Here is a 19,800-nt window from a genome sequence, read left to right as displayed (position 1 = left end):
CTCATTCTTCATTTTATACTCTTCACTTTTGGCAAAACAAGCTCCAACAAACGGTTCACCGATTCCTCCAAAGTCAATTTGGAAGTATCCAGTGACAAAGCCGGATGTTCCGGAACCTCGAATGGTGCGGAAATTCCTGTAAAATTCTGAATCTCCCCTTTCCGTGCCTTCGCGTATAAGCCTTTCACATCACGTTTCTCACACTCCTCCAGCGGAGTGCTAACGAAAACTTCCAGAAAATCATCCTTACCGATAATATTCGCAGCCATTTCGCGAATATCATTATTAGGGCTGATAAATGCAGCAATCGTAATGATGCCACTATCCAAAAACAGCTTAGACACTTCAGCTATACGACGAATATTTTCCACCCGGTCCGTTTCGGAGAATCCCAGGTTATTATTAATTCCACTACGGATATTATCCCCATCCAAGATACGGCAAAGCAATCCGCGCTTATGGAGTTCACGTTCCAATGCAATAGCAATCGTGCTCTTTCCGGAGCCGCTCAATCCGGTAAACCAGATCATCACACTGTGTTGCCCTAAAAGTTCTTCTTTATCCTGCCGCGTCATCATGCGGTCAAATATCGGATATATATGGTTCTTTTCTTCCATTTACAGATTTATTTATTAAAAGTTCCAGATCAATGGGATCAGGATAATAGATATTAAGAAAGTTATAATATTAAGCGGCAAACCGATACGTACAAAATCCGTAAACTTATAGTTACCGATACCTTGCACAATCAGATTCGTTTGATAACCGATAGGCGTTGAGAAGCTGGCAGATGCAGCCATACAAATCACCACAAAGAAGGGCGTCGGGCTTACTCCCAATTGTGAAGCAATCGACAATGCCAGCGGGAAAGCCAAGGCAGCCGCAGCATTATTCGTTATCAGTTCCGTAAACAGATTCGTAATGATAAACAACATCGCGAGCAACACGTGCGGACCATAATCATCACTCAATCCGATAATAAACTTCGCAACGCTATCTGCCACGCCGGAATTCACCATTGCCTTACTGATAGCAAACGCACAGGCAATCGTAATCAATATATCCCACGAAATATATTTAGTGTATTTACGGGCAGGGAACAGATTTGTCCATGCCATAATAATAGTAGTGATAGACACAAAGAAAAACATATCCAGCTTGATATCCGGAAACATCTCCTTTGTTACCGGAAGTTCACCTACCGTTGCGCCGACAATCATCAGAACCAATAACAGCAAAGCAAACCACCGCTTTTTCTTTCCGGTAGTATCCGGTTCATTTCCGTTCGTCAACAAGACAAACACAGAAGATTCACCCCATGTCGGAATAAATGTATCATCAGCCATCACCACCAGCGTATCTCCTTCATGAAGCACCACATCATCCAGATTTGTTACGAAACGCTGTCCATTACGCGTCTTGATTTCTTTTACTTCGGCACCATAATGACGTTGAAAATTAAAATCTTTCAGCTTTTTATTAATACCGGGAAAGCGAGCCCCCAAAACAGCCTCTACCCGATGCAACTTCTCCCCCTCTTCTACTTCTTCATCCGGCACAGCTGTATCCGGACGTGCATCCGGCAAAAGACGCTTGGAAAAAAGAAATATATAAATAATTCCAGCAATAGCGATGAATATTCCCACCTTTCCGAGTTCGAACATAGAAAAGCCCTCAAATCCGGCCTCCAATATCATTCCGTGCACCACCAGGTTAGTAGAAGTACCGATCAACGTACAGATACCTCCCAAAATAGTCACATAAGAAAGAGGAATCAAGAACTTCGTAGCCGGGAGATTCACCGATTTAGCCCAATGCTTGATAATCGGAGCAAAAATAACCACGACAGGCGTATTATTCAGAAAGGCAGAAATAAAAGCCACCGAAGGCAAGATACGCAACTGTGCTTTAAACACCGTTGTCTTTCCCTGCGGAAGCAACTTCTTAATCACTTGTCCCAGTGTACCCGACTGACGAATACCTTCACTCACCAAAAACAGCAGAGCAACGGTAATCATCCCTTTATTACTAAACCCTTCCAGCATCTCCTTAGGAGTCAGAATGCCGGCACACAGAAACAAAACCACTACCGAAAAAAGTATCATGCCCGGACGCATCTTGTCTGCTACCAAAGCCGCTACCATTCCTAATAGGGATAATAGTACAAATACGATTTCAAATGTCATATAAACATTATTTAGTGTTCTCTTTTTGGCTCAACAACAAACCACGGATTCAATAAATCCTCCTTGTTATATCGTAGAGGTTCTTCCTTTCCAGCCTGATATACTTCCATCCCTGCGGCACGGGCTATCGCATGCCCTGCAGCCGTATCCCACTCCATTGTCGGAGCAAAACGCGGATATACATCAGCCTTTCCTTCAGCAACCAGACAGATTTTAATAGAACTTCCACTCGAAATCAACTCCACACTGCCGTGTTTCTTCTTTAAATCTGCAATATATGATTCTGTTTCAGGCGACAGGTGCGAACGTGAAGCAACCACAATCAGATGATCGTGCACCTCCTTCAAAGGTAACCGTTCCGATTTTCCGATCAGTTCTTCCAATGCCACGCCGTCACCTTCCAAACCGACAATACCGGAACATTTATAAGCCCCTGCACCCTCAATCCCGAAATAAAGTTCTTTTTTCACAGGTACATAAATAACACCGAACACAGGCACAGAGTTCTGCACCAAAGCGATATTTACCGTAAATTCTCCATTACGCTTGATAAACTCCTTCGTTCCATCCAGCGGATCTACAATCCATAAAGTATCCCACTCACGTCGAGTCTCATACCCTAAATGCTTCCCTTCTTCACTAAGAACAGGAAAAGGAGTATCATTCAGAATAGTCACAATTGCTTCATGCGCTTTTCTGTCTGCTATAGTTAGCGGAGAGTTATCAGCCTTCCTTTCTATTTCAAAGTCCGATGCCGGATCATTATAAATAGAAAGAATCTTTTCACCTGCTTTTAAAGCCGCGTCGATAGCAGCCATTACATATTTTTGTTCCATTCAATCTCTAAATTAATGCCCTGTTCACATTCAGGCAATACATTCTCCAAATTAAGAATTGACAAAAGTAAAAACTTTCTTTGCTATAAAAGTTTCCCTCCTATCATTTATAACTTCTTTTAGTAGAAAGATAAAAATATCTAAACGAAGAAGTCACTCATTTTCAATAAAAAAGCAGTAACTTCCCAGTTACCGCCTTCTTATTCGGAAAAAAACGTTCGTTCTTTCCAATATATATTACCAAAAAGAAATCAATATACGCGATACAGCAACCAAGCACCCTGGAAATCCGAACGGTTCGGATATTTAGCCTTGAATGCGTCGCGAGCTTCAGCAGCAGCAGCCTTATCAGCAAATGAATTCACGATAACGCGATACATTGCCTTGTCAGCATTAAATGCAATCGTAGAGTGATATCCTTGTCCATCCAACCAATCTTTCAGGCCTTCAGCATTCGCTTTCACACCAAAGCTACCTGCTACGATGCTATAATCTTTCAACCCTTCGTTGCCGGAAACCACTGTAACCTTTTCCTGACGAACGCCGGATGTATCTGCCACTTTAGTAGTTGTCACAGGAGCTGCAACCACCGGAGTTACTTCTACCGGAGCTTCCACCTGCGGTTCTGCCAATTCTTGTTGTTTCGCTTTTTCGTAAGCTTTCTTATAGGCACTTTCGCTGGATTTACAAGATGCAAATGCTAGCACCAAGCATACTCCCATTCCTAATACGACTAATTTTTTCATAATCCTATACTCTGTTTTAATTAATAATTCAATATTTTCGTCTATTACATTTAGTTTCGGGCAACAAAATAATAGAAATTTTATCATCCGGCAAAGAAATCCGTCAAAAAAACATCTATTCCGGCTTTTTCTTATACGAAATAGTACCCGTTGCCTGATAAGTAGGCATCAAAAGTACCTCCGCAATCTGAATATGCGCAGGAGCCGACGCGGCAAAATAAACTGTTTCCGCAATGTCATCTCCCGTCAACGGACGAATCCCTTTATAAAAATTATCGGCAGCTTCCTTATCTCCCCGATAACGCACCACTGTAAAGTTTGTCTCCACCATTCCCGGTTTGATGTTCGTCACTCTCAACGGAGTATCCACCAAATCGATCCGGAGTCCGTCCGAAAGAGCCTTCACAGCAGCTTTCGTTGCGCAATACACACTCCCACCCGGATAAGCGGCATCACCGGCAATAGATCCGATATTAATAATATGTCCGCGTCCGCGTTCTACCATACCGGGCACCACCAAACGCGTCATTGCCAGCAGTCCTCTTATATTCGTATCGATCATGATATCCCATTCATCCAGGTTACCCTCGAATTCCTTATCCACACCGATCACCAGTCCGGCGTTGTTCACCAACACATCAATCGCCTTCCATTCTTCAGGCAATGATTCCAAAGAGGCGGCAGCCAACTTCCGGTCGCGCACATCAAAGGGCAATATATAAACCCGTACACCATGCGTCACTTCCAGTTCAGCTTTCAGTTCTTCCAGTTTCGAAACGGTACGGGCATTCAGAATCAGATTCCATCCCTCCTTCGCAAATTTACGGGCACAACCTTCGCCAATTCCGCTACTGGCACCGGTTATAAAAACAATCTTAGCTTCCATTATGTTTTGATTTACAATATTCGAAAACAAAAGTACGCCTTAACCTTCAAAGGTTAGCTACGAAAGTCAGTTAAATAAGATTAAACCATAAAAGAAAAAAAGAATTATAAAACGTAGCAAAAAATTTCAGTTTTCACGAACAACCTTTCCATAAAAATGTTATATTTGTTGTATCATAATCATTTTAAACATTATACATTATGAAAGGATTGAATGTTTTAGCAGCTTTTCTGGGTGGTGCAGCCGTAGGCGCAGCCCTTGGTATTTTATTTGCTCCTGAAAAAGGAGAAGACACCCGTCACAAAATCGCAGAGATTCTTCGTAAAAAGGGAATCAAGCTGAATCGCAGCGAAATGGAAACTCTCGTTGATGAGATTGCTGCGGAGATGAAAGGAGAAATAGCAGAATAAGTGAGTAATCAAAGACTAAAAACAGAGCGACCATGTTTGCAGACGATAAAAGTATTGAGAATTTTCAGCAGTTGTTTTTCGAGTTCAAGAAATATCTGGAGCTTCAAAAAGAATATACCAAATTAGAATTGACGGAGAAGTTAACCATACTTTTTTCCACGTTAATTATGATATTAGTACTTATTATCCTTGGCATGGTGGCTCTGTTTTATCTGCTTTTTGCTCTTGCTTATATATTGGAGCCTTTAGTGGGCGGCCTGATGTCGAGTTTCGCCATCATTGCAGGCATCAATGTTGTTCTCATCGCCCTGGTTATTATTTTCCGCAAGCAGCTCATCATTTCTCCGATGGTGAACTTCCTCGCTAATTTATTTTTAACTGATTCAAATAAATAAATTATGAATGCGCAGACCCCGCAGAAATTTACATTAGAAGAGATTGCCGAACGTAAAAAGAAGCTTTTAAATGAGATCCATGCTCAAAAAAAAGCCATGACAGCTACTACACGCGAAATATTCGCCCCACTTGCTCCGGCAACCAATAAGGCGGATGCAATCATGCGTTCGTTCAATACCGGTATGGCTGTATTTGATGGCGTAGTGATGGGAATCAAGATTATGCGGAAGGTGCGGGCGTATTTTAGAAATTTGAGATAGGAAAGATGTCACAGTCATTTGGAGCATTTTCATTTCTCATGGAATAATAAGTCATGTTTGCCCTCTTGCACATCTTTTACAATATTAACCGTACAAAGAATTAATTCCGGTAAATACTTTTTTATAATTATAAAAATCTGTTCCGAATCAACATTACCATATTCATGGGAAATAATATTTCTACATCCAAACACTCCTCTCCAATAAACATCTGGATAATTACAGAATAAATTGGATGACGTCCAATCATCTATTTTTTTAGCCGTCTCACCTATCACTTGAATAAGCATACAAGCAGCATCAAATTTCTCCATTCTTTCAGGAGAAATCAAAAAGTCATAAACGTTTACTATTGATTTATTACGTTCTATTACCAGATTTGATTTATCAATCATCAATTCCAGATATTCAATAACTAAAGCTTTAGATATAGATCGCATCTCGCAAAATATTTTGTTTAAAAGACTCACGTAATGAATCTCTAAAATTAACGACATCAACTTTGAAATGTATCAGATGTTCTAGTTCCTCTTTTATTTTCTCCAAAATAAAATAATCAGATTCCTGTAGCATGACAAATATATCCAAGTCACTCGCTTCATTTTGCTGACAACGCGCGAATGAGCCGAAAATACCAAGAGATTTAATCCCATATTTATGAGCAGATTCAGCCTTAAACTTCTTTAAGATTTTCACTATTTCTACTGTATCCATCATACACTACCTGATAAATTATAAAGCTTTCATTGCAAAGAAACAAATAAAATTTCATTTATCCACATTTAAGAATGAAAATTTCAACACAAGTATCGACATCACTACCCTCACGTTGTTCACCACGAGTAACGGAGCCAAATATCCCCATGCAAGAAATACCATATTTAGCAGAATTCTTTCGCATATACTCACGAAGCAAGGATAAATATCCTAATCCTTTCTATAATACAAAACTAGAAATCTGAATATTATTTTTAATCAACAAGCATACTATTAAAAAACAATATATCAACGATCTTCACAGACAGTTGATATATTTAGAATACATATCAGCATTTTGCTAATATGAGGGGGACAGATCAGGAATATACCGCTGTATTTTTCCCAACCTGCAAAATGTAGGGGATTCATGTGTGTAGCATGAAATTAGGGACCTACATGTATCGTTATATTATAAGCTAATAATCTTCAGGAGCTATTTTTAGAAAATAGCTAGTTGCTCTGCACAAATCAACAACCAATCTCATTTAATTGCCATTATCCTTTCAATAATGCCAACACAAACTGTGGTACTTTCCATGCCATCTTCTCTAATTTAGTCAGAGTAGGCCATAGACCGTGAGAGGAGTACACTCTAATGTCTTCTCCCCACATTTTCTTACGCTTAGCACTATCGGTAGAAAGCCCTCCCATGCGCATACGTACAACATACTCTTTCAAATAAGTAACAGAAAGTCCGCCCGTCATCAGATAACGCACCAACAGTTCACTATCCGCAGCAATCTTATAACTTTCGTTATAAAGACCTAGTCTCATCATTACCTCGCGGCGAATATAACAAGTAGGATGTAATGGAAGCCAGCCATGACGTACCTTCCATAAACGATAATCACCGCCAATCCAGTTACGTACCACCTTGTCTGTATTATCAGGATTCACAAAAAGTCCATCACCATACAGAAAATCTGCTCGAGTAGTCTTCATGTGTTCCACAATGCGGCTTATGACCCCATTATCATAGAAGAAATCATCCGAATGTAGTAATCCAATTACATCACCTGTAGCCAAACGAATTCCCTTATTGATGGCTTCATACATTCCATGATCGGGCTCCGAGATAATAGTTGAGATACGACCTTCATATTCTCTAATAATCTCTAACGAACCATCTGTACTCGCCCCATCTACAACAATAAACTCTATGTTATTATAATCCTGCGCCAAAACACTCTCTATGGCACCACGAATCGTCGCCGCACGATTAAAGCACGACGTTATTATAGATACTTTCATAAAATTTATCTTTGAAAATTCCTAATCACTTGAATTATCCCTTTGAGTATATTTTGTCCATCATGAAATAAGATGCATCTTTCCTCTAACTTTTCATGTGAAAAAGCCGCTTTCATTACAGTGCGTCAATATAAGGAACACTACATATGTCACCATAATACCCTTTTATGCAATTTATTAATAAACAAGAATCATTATCAAAAATAAATTACAAAACAATATACCTATGTTCTATCTCAAATTGTTTGTCCACAAACTTTCCTTTTTCTAATCACTACCGCAGGCACACCCTGATAAATACCATTAACCTCCGTACTTTTTGTTACCACACTACCCACGGAAGCAATAGAATTTTTACGCATGATTACCCCCGGACATACTACCACTCTGGCACCAATCCAAACCCCATCTTCCAATGTGATAGGAGCATTTCGATAAGGCATAGAAGAATTTGTATAATCATGGTTTCCCGTAAGTAGTAAAGCTCCCTGTGAAATACATACATTACTACCAATGGTTACATAATCCAAATTATCTATCCAGCACTGTTCTCCTAACCATACATTATTTCCGATTGTCAGTTTCCAAGGAAACTTAATGGTTACATTATTTTTTATTACCAAGCCTCGTCCAATCTTTGCACCAAAAGCACGAAGTAAAATAATCTTTATGCTCATAAAGGGATTCCAAGAAGCACGTACCAACAAAGCATTAATAAAATACCATGTTATAATTTTTAGTTCACCTGCCCCCTTATCAAAATTACCTGTGGAGAATGCGGCTAAATTTACTTTATCCATTCTTTTATTACTGTTTTTGAATAGGTATTACATAATATGAAATCAAAAGCTAAATAATATAATTATTGCGTACCTATATTTTCAAACATCTGCATATAAACCAAATATAACTTGAAGTCGGACAAATAGTAATATACAGATAAAAATAGAATTAAAACTTGAATCATTTTATAAATTCCCCCAATTACAACAATGATTTATATACACCAATTATTTGTTTTGCCATAAGGCCTGATGTATAATTATTCAGTACAAGCTCTCTACCACGCATACCCATTTCTCTAATTTCATTTTCCTGCAATCCAATCGCATCACTTAAAGCATCTGCAATATCTTCTACAGAACGTTCTACCCACCACCCACAATGATTATCAACAAGTACATTCCATGGAGCACCCTTACAAGTTATTACAGGAGTTCCACATAATAATGCTTCCGCTATTACAATACCAAAGTTCTCATTAAGTGTAGGTAGTACAAAAAAATCCGCTTTTCTATACATATTCCATTTATCTTCTCCATAAAGTGCTCCAGGGAGAAAAATCATCTCTTCCAAACGATATTGAGCAATCAATTGATTCAAATAAGCAGCATATCGATCATCATCCTTACCAGCAATCACTATGTTCCATCCCCTCATCTCATCTCTCAATCGCGCTACTGCTTCTATCAGTAGATGGGCCCCTTTATTAGGGCGTAACAATGCTAAGAAAAATATACATTTTGTTTGTTTCCAAGACTGTTTACATTCGATATCATCCACAACAATTCCATTAGGAATGACGTATACTTGTTCGTTCCAACCTAAACGCAACAAATTTTGCTTTTCACTCTCTGCTGTAGCTAATAACACATCAGCCCTTTGAACAGCCCGCTTTTGGTATAACCATAACGCAGGTTCTTTTTTCAACCAACGATTTTTCTTTAAAATCCAAGGTTCCAGCATCCCATGAGGCATTAAAAGTACTTTGTACCCTAAACATTGTGCACAAAATTGTACCAAAGCACATTGAGGTGTCCAACAACAATTCACATGAACCAAATCAGGAGAAACCCCTTGCAATAAAACTACAAATTGCCTTTTTGCTTTCAACAAATGTGTCAATCTACCATCAATCAAATGTAATGTAGCATTTTCTATCTCCAACATATTCTCTGACTCATGCGTAACGATATGCAAATCGACCAACCTCCCCAACTCTTTTGAAAGCAACTGCATATATGCCCCCAAACCTCCAGAGTTTCTATCTATTGTAGGAATATAATGTATTATTCTCATACTAGCAATACTTTTTCATAATTACACCAAGGTATCCTACCACGGCTTCGTAGGTTTTAAACCTTGCAAACAGTCTATAAAATAAGTAGCTAATACCTTTCCATCAATACTACGCGCTGCCCATTTTATTCTCTCTTCTTTTGAATGCTGAATCTTATATGCATTCGCCATACACCTTTGAACACATTCGTGCAATTGAGAAATATCGCCTGCATGATATATCATTCCTCTCTGTGTACTTTCCAACAAATCTCTAGCTCCACTTCTATCAGTACAAATCACATATAATCCGCAGGTAAGTGCTTCATTCACTACAGCACCCCATCCATCATAATGGCTTGACATCACAAAAACGTCCTTATCTGCTATGAGTTGCATAATCTCCGAATTGTTGCGAGTACCTAACAGTTTTACATTTCTTAGATGATAATCTGCAATACCTTTCTCTATTAGCGCCCTTTGTTCTCCATCACCAATCAAGGTTAAATCGATATCAGGCATATCCTTGACAGCTTGAATAATATCCCAAGCAGCTTTCCGAACAGAAAGACTACCTACAAATACGAATGATAAGTTTAATTTTGTCATAAAATTATTTTTGTGAGAATATATATAAACTAAAGAGAAGATAAACCAAGGTCTTTTCACTTTTAACCTCATCATGTAGTAGACTATGCAACAAAGAATACTACAAAGAATCAATATAATGCACTCTTCCCTTTTATTTCGAATGGGCTCTCTATTATCAATTTAATAGTAAACAGCAGATGCAAGTTGATTCACTTTTTCCGTTATCAAACACGTTACTTATGCCGAATTTATCAACAGATAAGAATGGTTAATTTATTCATATATCCGATCATTTCAACTGCTCCAAGCTATTTTTAGTTGAATATAGCGACATCGTTTCCATTCTGGTCCATCCCCAGCCAAACCTTTTAGGATGAAAGAAAAAAAATGAGGAATAATTTGCGGATTTTTCTACCAAGTCAATAAATCTACAAAGATAATATATAGTATCTCCGAAATATCTCTAACTCCTAGATATCTATATTTTTCAGTCTATTTGTACAATAGACAAAAGGAAAAACCTCCCAATACTTCCATACAGAGCGAAAATAGCTTACTGCATCGTCACCCATTGCAAATACATATTGTATGTGTCGAGCATACTTCCGGTCTTGAATAAAAAAACGAATCCGATGTAGCCAAAGAGGTTTTCCATTGGCTAACCCAAACTTAAACGTATCAGGACGTTCGGAAATCATACCTCTCTTGACATCATATTTCAAACTCATATCAAGGGCCTTAGTAACAAAAGGATAACCATGTATACCAGAAAAGAAATGGATACTCTCTTCTTGTCGTTTAGATAATAACTCATGGATTTCACTATTTGGTGGGGACAGCCTCACATCGCATCTTTCAAGACCAGGAAAGACTGTCACATCCCATCCCATATTCTTACGTTCGTCCGATACCACTTCGTTCGTCACAATCACTACTTCGTTTACCCTGGCATCATCAAGCAAGTGGACAATATAAGGCAATTGATGAGGGCTCAAACAATTTTGCCAAAATACAAATCTATACATCGTTAATCTCTATTATTCATACACGATTTTTTATTACTATTTATCTCACTCTACAATTGTTTTTATTAATACATTGTCATTCATTTTTCTTTTTATCACCCAAAAAAGCATCTTGTTGCACATACTTCCCAGCAAAATAGAAGAATACGAAAAAAAGCATTCCTCCATTTGCCGTATAATGTCCTCCAGTAATACAGGCATTTACCAGATAACTCATTGCCATAAAGCTAAATAAAGATAACGAATTGAAGTTCTTATACATAAAGACAAACAGCAAGAACAATCCCAGAATACCCAATTCCGAAAATACACGGATAGATAAAGAATAAGCGTCATTAGCATTCAATCCATATAGTCGATAGGTCGTACTCCTACTAGGGTAAATCTTTTCATAATTGATGTGGTGTGTTCCTAGCCCTGTACCAAACAGACGAGAAGGTGCCTGTTCTGCCACACACAGATTTGTCAAGAATGCATAGGTACTAGCATTTAACGTCTCAAGGTCATAAAAACTGAAACGATTACTTTGCAGCATCTCCCATGTCTCTTTAAACTTAAGAGCTGCATCATTGTTATCAGATTTATTATCCGAAAGATAGGAGGAAACAGCACTGCTCACCATAAACACTACCAATGCTGCCACTATCAGTTTGAAAAATTTTTTTCTATAGTATACAAATAGAAACAGAGCTAAAATGATGAAAAGAGCTGCAAAACTGGCGGTAGATGAAGCTAACATAAAAGCAAGTACCGTCAGAGCGCAGCGGATAGAAATTTCTTTATGATAAAAATAGTAGACCAATGCTGGAAGAATCAATAAAGCAATATCTCCAGGTTCACCACCCCATCCTTCAAGTCTTCCACTAATGGTTATGTTTAAAGCATAAGCAACCAAAGCATATCCTACTATCACCACACTCATATTCAAATAGCATTTCACAAAGAACGAAATATCCTTTTTGAGCACATAGATGAAATAAGCACGATAGCCGATAGCAGTAGTTACCACGAGTCCCACTTGCTCAAAAAACTTACGCATATCATAATCAAGTAGAGCCATAATAAACATCTCTATCCCCACAAACAATAATAAATATAGGAAATGTTTTCTGTTGAATCCTCGGAATATTTTGAATATATTTCCGGTGAGTAACACTGCCAAAAAAACTGCGGCAAATTCCACATACCAATAACTCAGCAAACAAAAGAGAGGTAAATAGACAGCTATTTTTTGTTTCATAGTGAGTGTCTGATTCTTCCAAATAGTTTATTCTTCGAAATGATAGATCCCTTTGAAAGAATTATCCCTGGAAATATCATGAATAATTATATCTATATTTCTAAGTACTGCCGTAGAATTGTCCGGCATATCCTTTACCACCACACAATTAGCCCCTATACGACAATTGTCACCCACACGAACATTACCAATGATTTTAGCACCGGCTCCAATAAAAACATGTTTACCAATTGTAGGTGAACCAAAGTGCTTACTTCCTTTCGTTGTATTACTGCCTAGGTGACCTGTTGCAAAATAACACAACCTTCACCAATAGTAGCAGCATCAGATATATGTATACCATTCAAGCCATGGGGTAACATAGGAGTACCCTGTATGTTAGCTCCAAGTCCTACAAAAGCATTATATCTCATCAGATAAGCATAATACATATTCTCGCTTCCACCATTCGATTTTATTTTATGTCTATAATTCCAAAATCCGCCATACCAACCTTGAATAATAGGAATACAAAGAAGGTAATGCAATTCATGATATAGCATTTTGCTACATGATAGAAGCCTCGAAAATATACTCTTTTTCATTTATAATGATTCTAAGAAATTTAGAAATTGTTTCATCAAAATATCTATATCGAAAGTTTCACAAAGATGTTGTATAGGTTTATTCGTCCTGTAATAGTCTATTCTATCAGCAAGTTGTTCGTAGTCTTTAGGAATAAAAGTCCAAAGGTCGGATTCTTCTTCCAGTATATACTCTGCAGCACCTTGTCCCTGACATATCATATAAGGTACCCCACAAGCTGCCGCTTCCGTACAAACACAACCAAATCCTTCAAAATAACTGGGTAAAACAAACAGATCAAGACTGTGATAGAATGCCGCCAGTTCATGATGATGTACCTCCTTCCTAAATTCAACAATGTCTGTCAAATTCAATTCCTGAACCAAGTTCATGCAATCCTGTAAGGTAGGACCTGAACCTACAAATATCATTTTCAACTGATCCTGTTTGCTTTTCAAAATATCCAACGCACGTATCAGTGTCTCTTGCCCCTTCCAATCTACAAAATTTGCAATACAGCCTATTATAAATGTAGGATGTATACGATGGCTTTCACTATTAAAAATGGAGCAGTCTACCCCATTGTACAGAACATAAGAATGTTTTATATTTGCCGGGGGGGTATTTCCTACCACCTTTAATACCCTTTTGTAGGAATCGAAGTATAAAGAATCAGTAGGATGAGGAAATTTACGCAGCGATTCCTCTACAAAACGACTCACACAAACATGACAATCCACTTGGGTAAACAACTTTGTGCTCATCCAAGTCCGAAACACGGCATTCCACCTTTTTGTAGCAAAACGACCATTTCTAATATTAAAAGGATCTGGATCATGATGCTGGACCAACGTTGTTATATTATGATTTATACGCTTTAATGCTAATGGGAATGCAGCAAAGCGAGCCGTATGCCCATGAGCTATGACTACATTATCAAGATCAATATTCAACCGCTTTACAGCTTTCATAAACAGACTGCAGTTGATTTCATTTGTCAATCCATTCAATATATATGAAGGCATCTGAATATCGTCAAACAAGTGAACCTGAATACCACGATACATGTAATCTTTCTCTCCCGATGTTATGGATTTACTTTTAAATACCACCACTTCATAGCTGCTATTCTTTGCGATAGCACGTACTTGATCGTATATAAACGCTCCCCTAAAAGAATCACTATTGGGAAAGAAAGGAGTAATTATAATATAATATTTTTTCATTATTCTACCAATTTTACCCACTGACTTACAATCCGACTCTGATAAAAACATCTAGCCCTCTCCACAGCTTTGTGTTGGAGCATCCTTAGTTTTTCTTTATCATGAAGCAATGTCATCACTTGAGTGGCATACGCTTGCTCGTCAAAACAATCTATCAATACACCAGCATCAGCAATCACTTCTTTTGGAGAAACAGGACAGTTAAAAGACACTACAGGTACTCCATAATAAAACGCCTCAATAAACACCAAGCCAAAACCTTCCGATTCAGAGGTGGATAGCAGTAAATCGGCAGAAAGATAGATTTTAGACAAATCTTGTTCAAACCCACAAAAACGAATATTTCTCATGCCATTCTCCTGAATATATTGTTCCATCTGATCTTTGGCATCCCCTTCTCCGTAGACTGAAAGCGTGTAATCATGAAATTGCCTAGATATACTTTGCCATATATGCAGCAGACGCATAACCCCTTTCTCAAAACTTAGCCTACCCACAAAAACAATATTTCGATTGTCTAGAGAAGAGATATTTTTTGCGTCATCACTCTTTCTCAAAGGATTGGCAATCACTCTTATCTGAGTTTCCTTTATTTTATGATTCACCATCTTTAATTCTTTTTTGGCAGTATTTGTCAACACAATCAAGTCATTACATAAAGCAATAGCCGCATGGCGTTTTGTAACTTGTCGGACATTTTTTTTCATTGAAAGAAAACGCATCCATCCATGCTTTTGATGAATGATCTGCAAAATAGATTCTTCATAACCCAAAATCGACCAATTAAAGACTTGTACAATCCGGCACTGCTCTCCAAAGGGAAGAGCTGTTATCAATTCATATGTCTCATTCACCAATACTTTAGGTTGACACGTTGCTATGAATACTCGTAGTAACTTAGCCAGACAAGCATCAGAAAATCTTTCCGCACACAAATCATTGATTGGATTTTTCTTCTGCTTCTCATACATCCGATAAGATTTCAAGTCAAAGGAAACAATCACATCATCACCTCCAGAATAAGGGACAACGGATAAAACACGTGCTCGATAATTCGCTTCTATCAATGCATGGGTGATATTAATCGTTTGAATTTCAGTCCCCCCACGCAAATTGGCATTTTCCACTAAGAATAGAAAATCTAATTTGTACATTCTTTTATCCATTTATCAAACATTATTCACCCATCAAGCATTGCAATCTCATTTTTCGTAAAATCATTGTAAAAAATAGACTGCCTATGATAGAAACAACTCCCACCAACGGAAGTAACACATAAATAGGATAGTTTTGAAGATACGATACCATAATATAGATGACGGGAACATGAAAAAGATAAACTCCAAAACTATCCCGAAGAATGAGAACATTAAAGGAGTGGGAAAAAAACTTTTCGACGCTGACCTTGCGAACAAACAAGCAAATAACAACTACAATTCCGACATTCATCCAAAGACTAAAAAGTGAATCCATCCACCTACTATCCGTCAATTTCAGTACACAGCCGGACAATAACACCAAAGTCACAGGCTTCCACATCTTCATAGAAATTCTACCTTTTGCGACTAACCATTCACCTAAGAAGAAAAAAGGAAGATAATGCAGAGCCATCCGAAAGCTGAACCAATCTGTACCCACCCAATAACTACATCCCACAGAGAGTATCATCGCAATAGTCAAACAGTAAATAGTATTACCCAAATATCTTCCTTTACAAAAGCGTACAATTATGAACATCCAAAACAGAGCCCAGAGATACCAAAGATGTCTACAGTTAGTTCCTAGAAAGATTTCTATAAAATAGTCGATATTACTTTCAAACCGATTCATTTCTAGCCCCAAGATAGTGGGAACCACAAATAAGTAAGCCACAAAGTAATAGGGCACAAGCAAGCGCCTAACCTTGTTCACCAAAAGACTTTTGAAATCTTGATATTTCCCCGACTGCTTACCGATGGCATATACAGCCCCACTGATTGTCACAAACAGAGGCATATGGAACAAATAAATCACATCAGCAAACATAGCCAAATAGCGATTCTCCATTGCCGGAAAACTCCCCCCTTGTTTGTAAAGAATCACAATATGCCCTATGACAACCAGCAGCGTTGCCAGACACTTTAACACATCCCACTCATTTCGTTTGCGCATTTTATTCATCTCTTAAAGATTCTACATCGAACAGCATTTTGAACTTTATGTATAATAGCCGATATCTTCACCCTAATAGTTAACTCTGATTTGAATAGAGGAAATAATAATAATAAAGATTCATCATTCCCAAACTTACCATCAGCATACATTCTTTCAATATATTTTTTTCGATGATTCATGTAATACTGGACATCAAAAACAGCACTAAATTTATCCAGTTTTCCTAAAGCATCTAAAGTCAACATTGTACGCACACACTTAAAACAAGTAGAATCATTCTCTACAGCAGTAACACACACATTCAAATATTTATATGCAGGATCATAATCCGCTATAGTTTTTGTTTTTGCAATTCGATCCAGACTCCCCCCTGTTGAAATAAAATCAAGTCCTGGAATAGACGCTGAATTTAATGTAAGTATATCATAGTGCGCTGCATCCAGCCGAAAATTTTCCTTTGATTTCACACAAGAAAATTCTCTAATGCTACAACCTGCTGAATAGAAGTATTTAGCAAATGCTCCTTGTAATGCATAAATACAAGATAATGCCATAAAAGTATGGTTCTCTACGTGAGAATATCCCCCGTGTCTATTCAGTAATTCATAAACATCATTCTTAATAAGTATAAAGCCATAGTTATATTCTTCGGCAAAACGTCGGCACAAATCCATACGTCCTTGAAATAGTTTTGTTGATGAATCATCTTGTAATCCTGTATTATGCGAACCTGCATCAAAAAAACAAAGATGAGTAAGGCGATAGGGCTTAGGCACATTCTCCCCATGGGTAGCAATAGTGTACAGGCTGTCCACACCGCATGAAATGCCGGTGGCTACTATTCCCGCATGATTCATGACAGGCACTAAAGGAGCCTGAATATGTATTCTATGCATCCCGGGATTAGCAGCCAACGGATCTATAAGATTCATCTCCAAATTATACCAAAGATCCTCCGTAATAGGAAGAGCAGATTCAATATCATATCCTTTGTTTATAGCAAACTGCAATAGTCCCCAAACCAAAGAATCTATTCTATCAGTCACCAAATAGTCAGCATACATCTTATCTACTTCAATATGTGCTTCTTCTTGCTGGTCGCCTACTGTCAATCTATAAAGTAATCGATTGGGCAATTCTTTTTCTATACTTTGAATAATAATCTTCTGCATTTTTATTGTACAATTTATGATTTTAGATTTTTTGAACTCAAAGAGTTATTTTAAGTTCAAAAGGGCATGCATTCAAAAGTGGCTGTAAGTCTATTGTTCCAGGAGACCATTGTTGACATTGCTCTATGAGTTGTTGAACCGTCATCTCTTTATTCATTACAAAAGGCGAGACAATCTGTTTACCTATAGATGCATAGAAATCATCATATTTAAAACGTGAACGCTGTTGCGCACATTCAAGCTCCATCCAACAATTAGGTATATCATACGCTTCTGCCAAAATCAATCCATGTAAAGAAGAAGAAACAATATACTCACAAGCATTCAATTCTTCCACAAAACCAAGCCAATGCTGATAACCTTGTATTCTAATTACATATACATCCTCACTATTTAATAAATGTTCTGGAAGCAAAGACAGTTCCGTATAATGAGGAATAATGCCCAACTTATACTTTTTTCGTGTACGAGGTCGATAATAGATAGGCAACAACAAAGCCGGATCTCCGTATATAGCTGGACACTCTATCCCATGCTTCAACAACACTTCACGTGTTTTTGGACCACGAACGGCGCAAATTTTCCTAGGCATTACTAAATTACAAGGGTTTTCTTGAATGAGTCCTGCACCCCAAACAATAGATTGTCGATTGACCAACATATCTATAGTACTACCTATCACTACATAATTATCTCTCTTAAATAATTTGGCTAATATACATTCATGATACAACACAACAGGCCTCAAAGAAATCGCTTCCAGAAAAAAAGAATTAATATCATCTCCCCAATTAGAATGATACACCTCACCCGTTTTATCAATGCTTAAACTAGCATTCACTACTACTGGGCGTTGGAGGAACTCTATAAAAGAATTCCTTATCATACGTAATATTTTATTTATCTTCCTTTTCATTGTACAATTTATTCAATTTCATTCCAAAAAGAATCACTTAGCTCAATAGTAGGAAGAGCAGCTTGATGAGGATAGAGTTTTCGCATTATTTTCTGCTGCCGCTTCAAAAAACACAAAAGGAGCTTCTCACCCAATATACACGGTAGCAAATAATGTAAACTTTTCACCTTAGTAGCTAATGGTACATGAAGATTACTCCACAATTCAAAAGAAGGCCTATGTTTTTTTCTATACCTGCGATAAAGTCTACTATATGTATCTTTTGATTTCACCTTATCAAAGGATTTGTACAACGCTCCAATAATATAACGTTCTATTCCATTTATTACAAACCAATGGTCGGAAGATTGTTGCACATGATGTCCATAAAGAATAGCAATATCAGCACACTTCACAGAAGAATAAAAATGGTGTTCAGTAAATGTTGTCATAATACTGCTAGGACGCATTCTATATACGTAAGTTGGGATACTACTTACTGCAATCTTAGGTTTACAACAATATACTTTATAGCTCCATATATCATCTTCAAAAAGCATACCAATATCAAAGAATAAATTATTCTCCAACAAAAAGTTTTTCTCTATAAGTTTATTCCAAGCTATTCCATTCAAATCCATTTCAACGATCTCACGACAAGCATACAAATCTCTCAAAGAATCAAAGAAATAATAAGAAAGTGGCAATTGAATAGAATTACGTACCACCTCCCCAGTCTGATGATCCACTATCTTCAAATTACCAACTACAATACTTGCCTGTGTTTGATTGTAAAGCTCAACCAAGCTACTAATAGCCCTTTCGCAGATATAATCATCACTATTTAAAAAATAGATTAGTTCCCCCAACGCTTCATGTAGCCCACTATTACGAGCTGCAGACAACCCGCCATTCTTTACATGCCTGATAATCCGATAAGTATGCGATCCCTCATAAGCATTAATCATTTTTTCCACGATAGAGATGCTTTGATCAGGTGTACAGTCATCAACCACCAAGACTTCCAACTGTTCATAATCTTGAGCCATTACAGAAGCAATACAATCTTCAATATATGCCTCTACATTATAAACAGGTATAATAATTGATACTTTTTTCATATGATTACTTTCCAAGACATTAAA

24 protein-coding genes and 1 pseudogene are annotated in these 19,800 nt (G+C 37.6%); 3 read left to right on the top strand and 22 right to left on the bottom strand.

Going from position 1 to position 19,800, the window contains the following annotated elements; genetic code table 11:
* Positions 1-8: 8 nt before the first annotated feature.
* The 5 genes from cysC to DW862_RS11130 all read right to left on the bottom strand — a co-directional run bounded on the left by cysC (position 9) and on the right by DW862_RS11130 (position 4,654).
* Positions 9-617 carry an adenylyl-sulfate kinase gene (gene cysC / locus DW862_RS11150; protein ID WP_015531641.1) on the bottom strand — a complete coding sequence of 203 codons (609 nt, stop codon included), beginning with the start codon at positions 615-617 and terminating at the stop codon, positions 9-11.
* 15 nt (positions 618-632) lie between these two features.
* Positions 633-2,186: an SLC13 family permease gene (locus DW862_RS11145; RefSeq protein ID WP_120068179.1), complete on the bottom strand. Its 1,554-nt coding sequence runs from the start codon at positions 2,184-2,186 to the stop codon at positions 633-635.
* A gap of 11 nt (positions 2,187-2,197) precedes the next feature.
* Positions 2,198-3,022: a 3'(2'),5'-bisphosphate nucleotidase CysQ gene (gene cysQ, locus DW862_RS11140; RefSeq protein WP_165861908.1), complete on the bottom strand. Its 825-nt coding sequence runs from the start codon at positions 3,020-3,022 to the stop codon at positions 2,198-2,200.
* Positions 3,023-3,273: 251 nt separating this feature from the next.
* The gene (locus tag DW862_RS11135) at positions 3,274-3,768 is read right to left on the bottom strand and encodes an SPOR domain-containing protein (RefSeq protein ID WP_004313235.1); all 495 of its coding nucleotides are present in this window, start codon (positions 3,766-3,768) and stop codon (positions 3,274-3,276) included.
* Positions 3,769-3,883: 115 nt separating this feature from the next.
* Positions 3,884-4,654 (bottom strand): SDR family oxidoreductase, encoded by a 771-nt coding sequence (locus tag DW862_RS11130; protein WP_087322494.1) that lies wholly within the window; start codon positions 4,652-4,654, stop codon positions 3,884-3,886.
* A gap of 200 nt (positions 4,655-4,854) precedes the next feature.
* On the opposite strand from DW862_RS11130, the gene DW862_RS11125 reads away from it, so the two are divergent.
* From DW862_RS11125 to DW862_RS11115, 3 genes are read left to right on the top strand one after another with little or no spacing between them, the layout of a single operon-like run.
* Positions 4,855-5,064 carry a YtxH domain-containing protein gene (locus DW862_RS11125; protein WP_004297513.1) on the top strand — a complete coding sequence of 70 codons (210 nt, stop codon included), beginning with the start codon at positions 4,855-4,857 and terminating at the stop codon, positions 5,062-5,064.
* Positions 5,065-5,096: 32 nt separating this feature from the next.
* Complete coding sequence (locus tag DW862_RS11120) at positions 5,097-5,459, top strand: phage holin family protein (RefSeq protein ID WP_004297511.1); 363 nt, start codon at positions 5,097-5,099, stop codon at positions 5,457-5,459.
* Positions 5,460-5,462: 3 nt separating this feature from the next.
* Positions 5,463-5,720 (top strand): hypothetical protein, encoded by a 258-nt coding sequence (locus DW862_RS11115; RefSeq protein WP_015531639.1) that lies wholly within the window; start codon positions 5,463-5,465, stop codon positions 5,718-5,720.
* A gap of 29 nt (positions 5,721-5,749) precedes the next feature.
* On the opposite strand, the gene DW862_RS11110 is transcribed toward DW862_RS11115, so the two are convergent.
* From DW862_RS11110 to DW862_RS11035, 17 genes and pseudogenes are all read right to left on the bottom strand, one after another.
* On the bottom strand, positions 5,750-6,160 hold the full coding sequence (locus DW862_RS11110; RefSeq protein ID WP_120068176.1) for a DUF86 domain-containing protein: 411 nt from the start codon (positions 6,158-6,160) through the stop codon (positions 5,750-5,752).
* Positions 6,144-6,437, bottom strand: a complete 294-nt coding sequence (locus tag DW862_RS11105) for a nucleotidyltransferase family protein (RefSeq protein ID WP_117809555.1) — start codon at positions 6,435-6,437, stop codon at positions 6,144-6,146. Before DW862_RS11105 ends, DW862_RS11110 begins: the two co-directional genes overlap by 17 nt.
* Before the next feature lie 76 nt (positions 6,438-6,513).
* Positions 6,514-6,621, bottom strand: a pseudogene (locus tag DW862_RS11100) (nucleotidyltransferase family protein); the annotation flags it as partial.
* Between the two features lie 353 nt (positions 6,622-6,974).
* Complete coding sequence (locus DW862_RS11095; protein ID WP_120068171.1) at positions 6,975-7,730, bottom strand: glycosyltransferase family 2 protein; 756 nt, start codon at positions 7,728-7,730, stop codon at positions 6,975-6,977.
* Between the two features lie 236 nt (positions 7,731-7,966).
* Positions 7,967-8,530, bottom strand: coding sequence for a WcaF family extracellular polysaccharide biosynthesis acetyltransferase (locus tag DW862_RS11090; protein ID WP_055235440.1), 564 nt, complete (start codon positions 8,528-8,530; stop codon positions 7,967-7,969).
* Between the two features lie 184 nt (positions 8,531-8,714).
* Positions 8,715-9,809, bottom strand: coding sequence for a glycosyltransferase (locus tag DW862_RS11085; RefSeq protein ID WP_055235441.1), 1,095 nt, complete (start codon positions 9,807-9,809; stop codon positions 8,715-8,717).
* A 36-nt stretch (positions 9,810-9,845) separates the two neighbouring features.
* Entirely contained in the window at positions 9,846-10,397 is a 552-nt protein-coding gene (locus DW862_RS11080) for a glycosyltransferase (protein WP_055235442.1), read from the bottom strand.
* Positions 10,398-10,849: 452 nt separating this feature from the next.
* A complete protein-coding gene (locus DW862_RS11075; RefSeq protein WP_055235443.1) occupies positions 10,850-11,404 on the bottom strand; it encodes a hypothetical protein in 555 nt (184 codons plus the stop codon).
* A gap of 76 nt (positions 11,405-11,480) precedes the next feature.
* On the bottom strand, positions 11,481-12,464 hold the full coding sequence (locus DW862_RS11070; RefSeq protein ID WP_165861907.1) for an O-antigen ligase family protein: 984 nt from the start codon (positions 12,462-12,464) through the stop codon (positions 11,481-11,483).
* 207 nt (positions 12,465-12,671) lie between these two features.
* Positions 12,672-12,947: a DapH/DapD/GlmU-related protein gene (locus DW862_RS26350; protein WP_243636478.1), complete on the bottom strand. Its 276-nt coding sequence runs from the start codon at positions 12,945-12,947 to the stop codon at positions 12,672-12,674.
* Entirely contained in the window at positions 12,920-13,186 is a 267-nt protein-coding gene (locus tag DW862_RS26345) for a hypothetical protein (RefSeq protein ID WP_243636477.1), read from the bottom strand. The genes DW862_RS26350 and DW862_RS26345 overlap by 28 nt, the downstream gene beginning before the upstream one ends.
* Before the next feature lie 42 nt (positions 13,187-13,228).
* Positions 13,229-14,434: a glycosyltransferase family 4 protein gene (locus DW862_RS11060; protein ID WP_055235446.1), complete on the bottom strand. Its 1,206-nt coding sequence runs from the start codon at positions 14,432-14,434 to the stop codon at positions 13,229-13,231.
* Positions 14,434-15,600: a glycosyltransferase gene (locus tag DW862_RS11055; protein ID WP_055235447.1), complete on the bottom strand. Its 1,167-nt coding sequence runs from the start codon at positions 15,598-15,600 to the stop codon at positions 14,434-14,436. The genes DW862_RS11060 and DW862_RS11055 overlap by 1 nt, the downstream gene beginning before the upstream one ends.
* Positions 15,601-15,610: 10 nt before the next feature.
* Complete coding sequence (locus DW862_RS11050; RefSeq protein ID WP_165861906.1) at positions 15,611-16,585, bottom strand: acyltransferase family protein; 975 nt, start codon at positions 16,583-16,585, stop codon at positions 15,611-15,613.
* A gap of 5 nt (positions 16,586-16,590) precedes the next feature.
* Complete coding sequence (locus tag DW862_RS11045) at positions 16,591-17,760, bottom strand: hypothetical protein (RefSeq protein WP_120068159.1); 1,170 nt, start codon at positions 17,758-17,760, stop codon at positions 16,591-16,593.
* Between the two features lie 37 nt (positions 17,761-17,797).
* Positions 17,798-18,676 carry a polysaccharide pyruvyl transferase family protein gene (locus DW862_RS11040; protein WP_055235450.1) on the bottom strand — a complete coding sequence of 293 codons (879 nt, stop codon included), beginning with the start codon at positions 18,674-18,676 and terminating at the stop codon, positions 17,798-17,800.
* An 8-nt stretch (positions 18,677-18,684) separates the two neighbouring features.
* Positions 18,685-19,776 (bottom strand): glycosyltransferase family 2 protein, encoded by a 1,092-nt coding sequence (locus DW862_RS11035; protein ID WP_165861905.1) that lies wholly within the window; start codon positions 19,774-19,776, stop codon positions 18,685-18,687.
* Positions 19,777-19,800: the final 24 nt, after the last annotated feature.

The sequence above is a fragment of the Bacteroides sp. AM37-9 genome, assembly GCF_003603455.1.
Classification (GTDB): Bacteria; Bacteroidota; Bacteroidia; order Bacteroidales; family Bacteroidaceae; genus Bacteroides; species Bacteroides xylanisolvens.
Note: the sequence above shows the minus strand (reverse complement) of the source record. Positions and strands in the feature narration are given on the sequence as shown.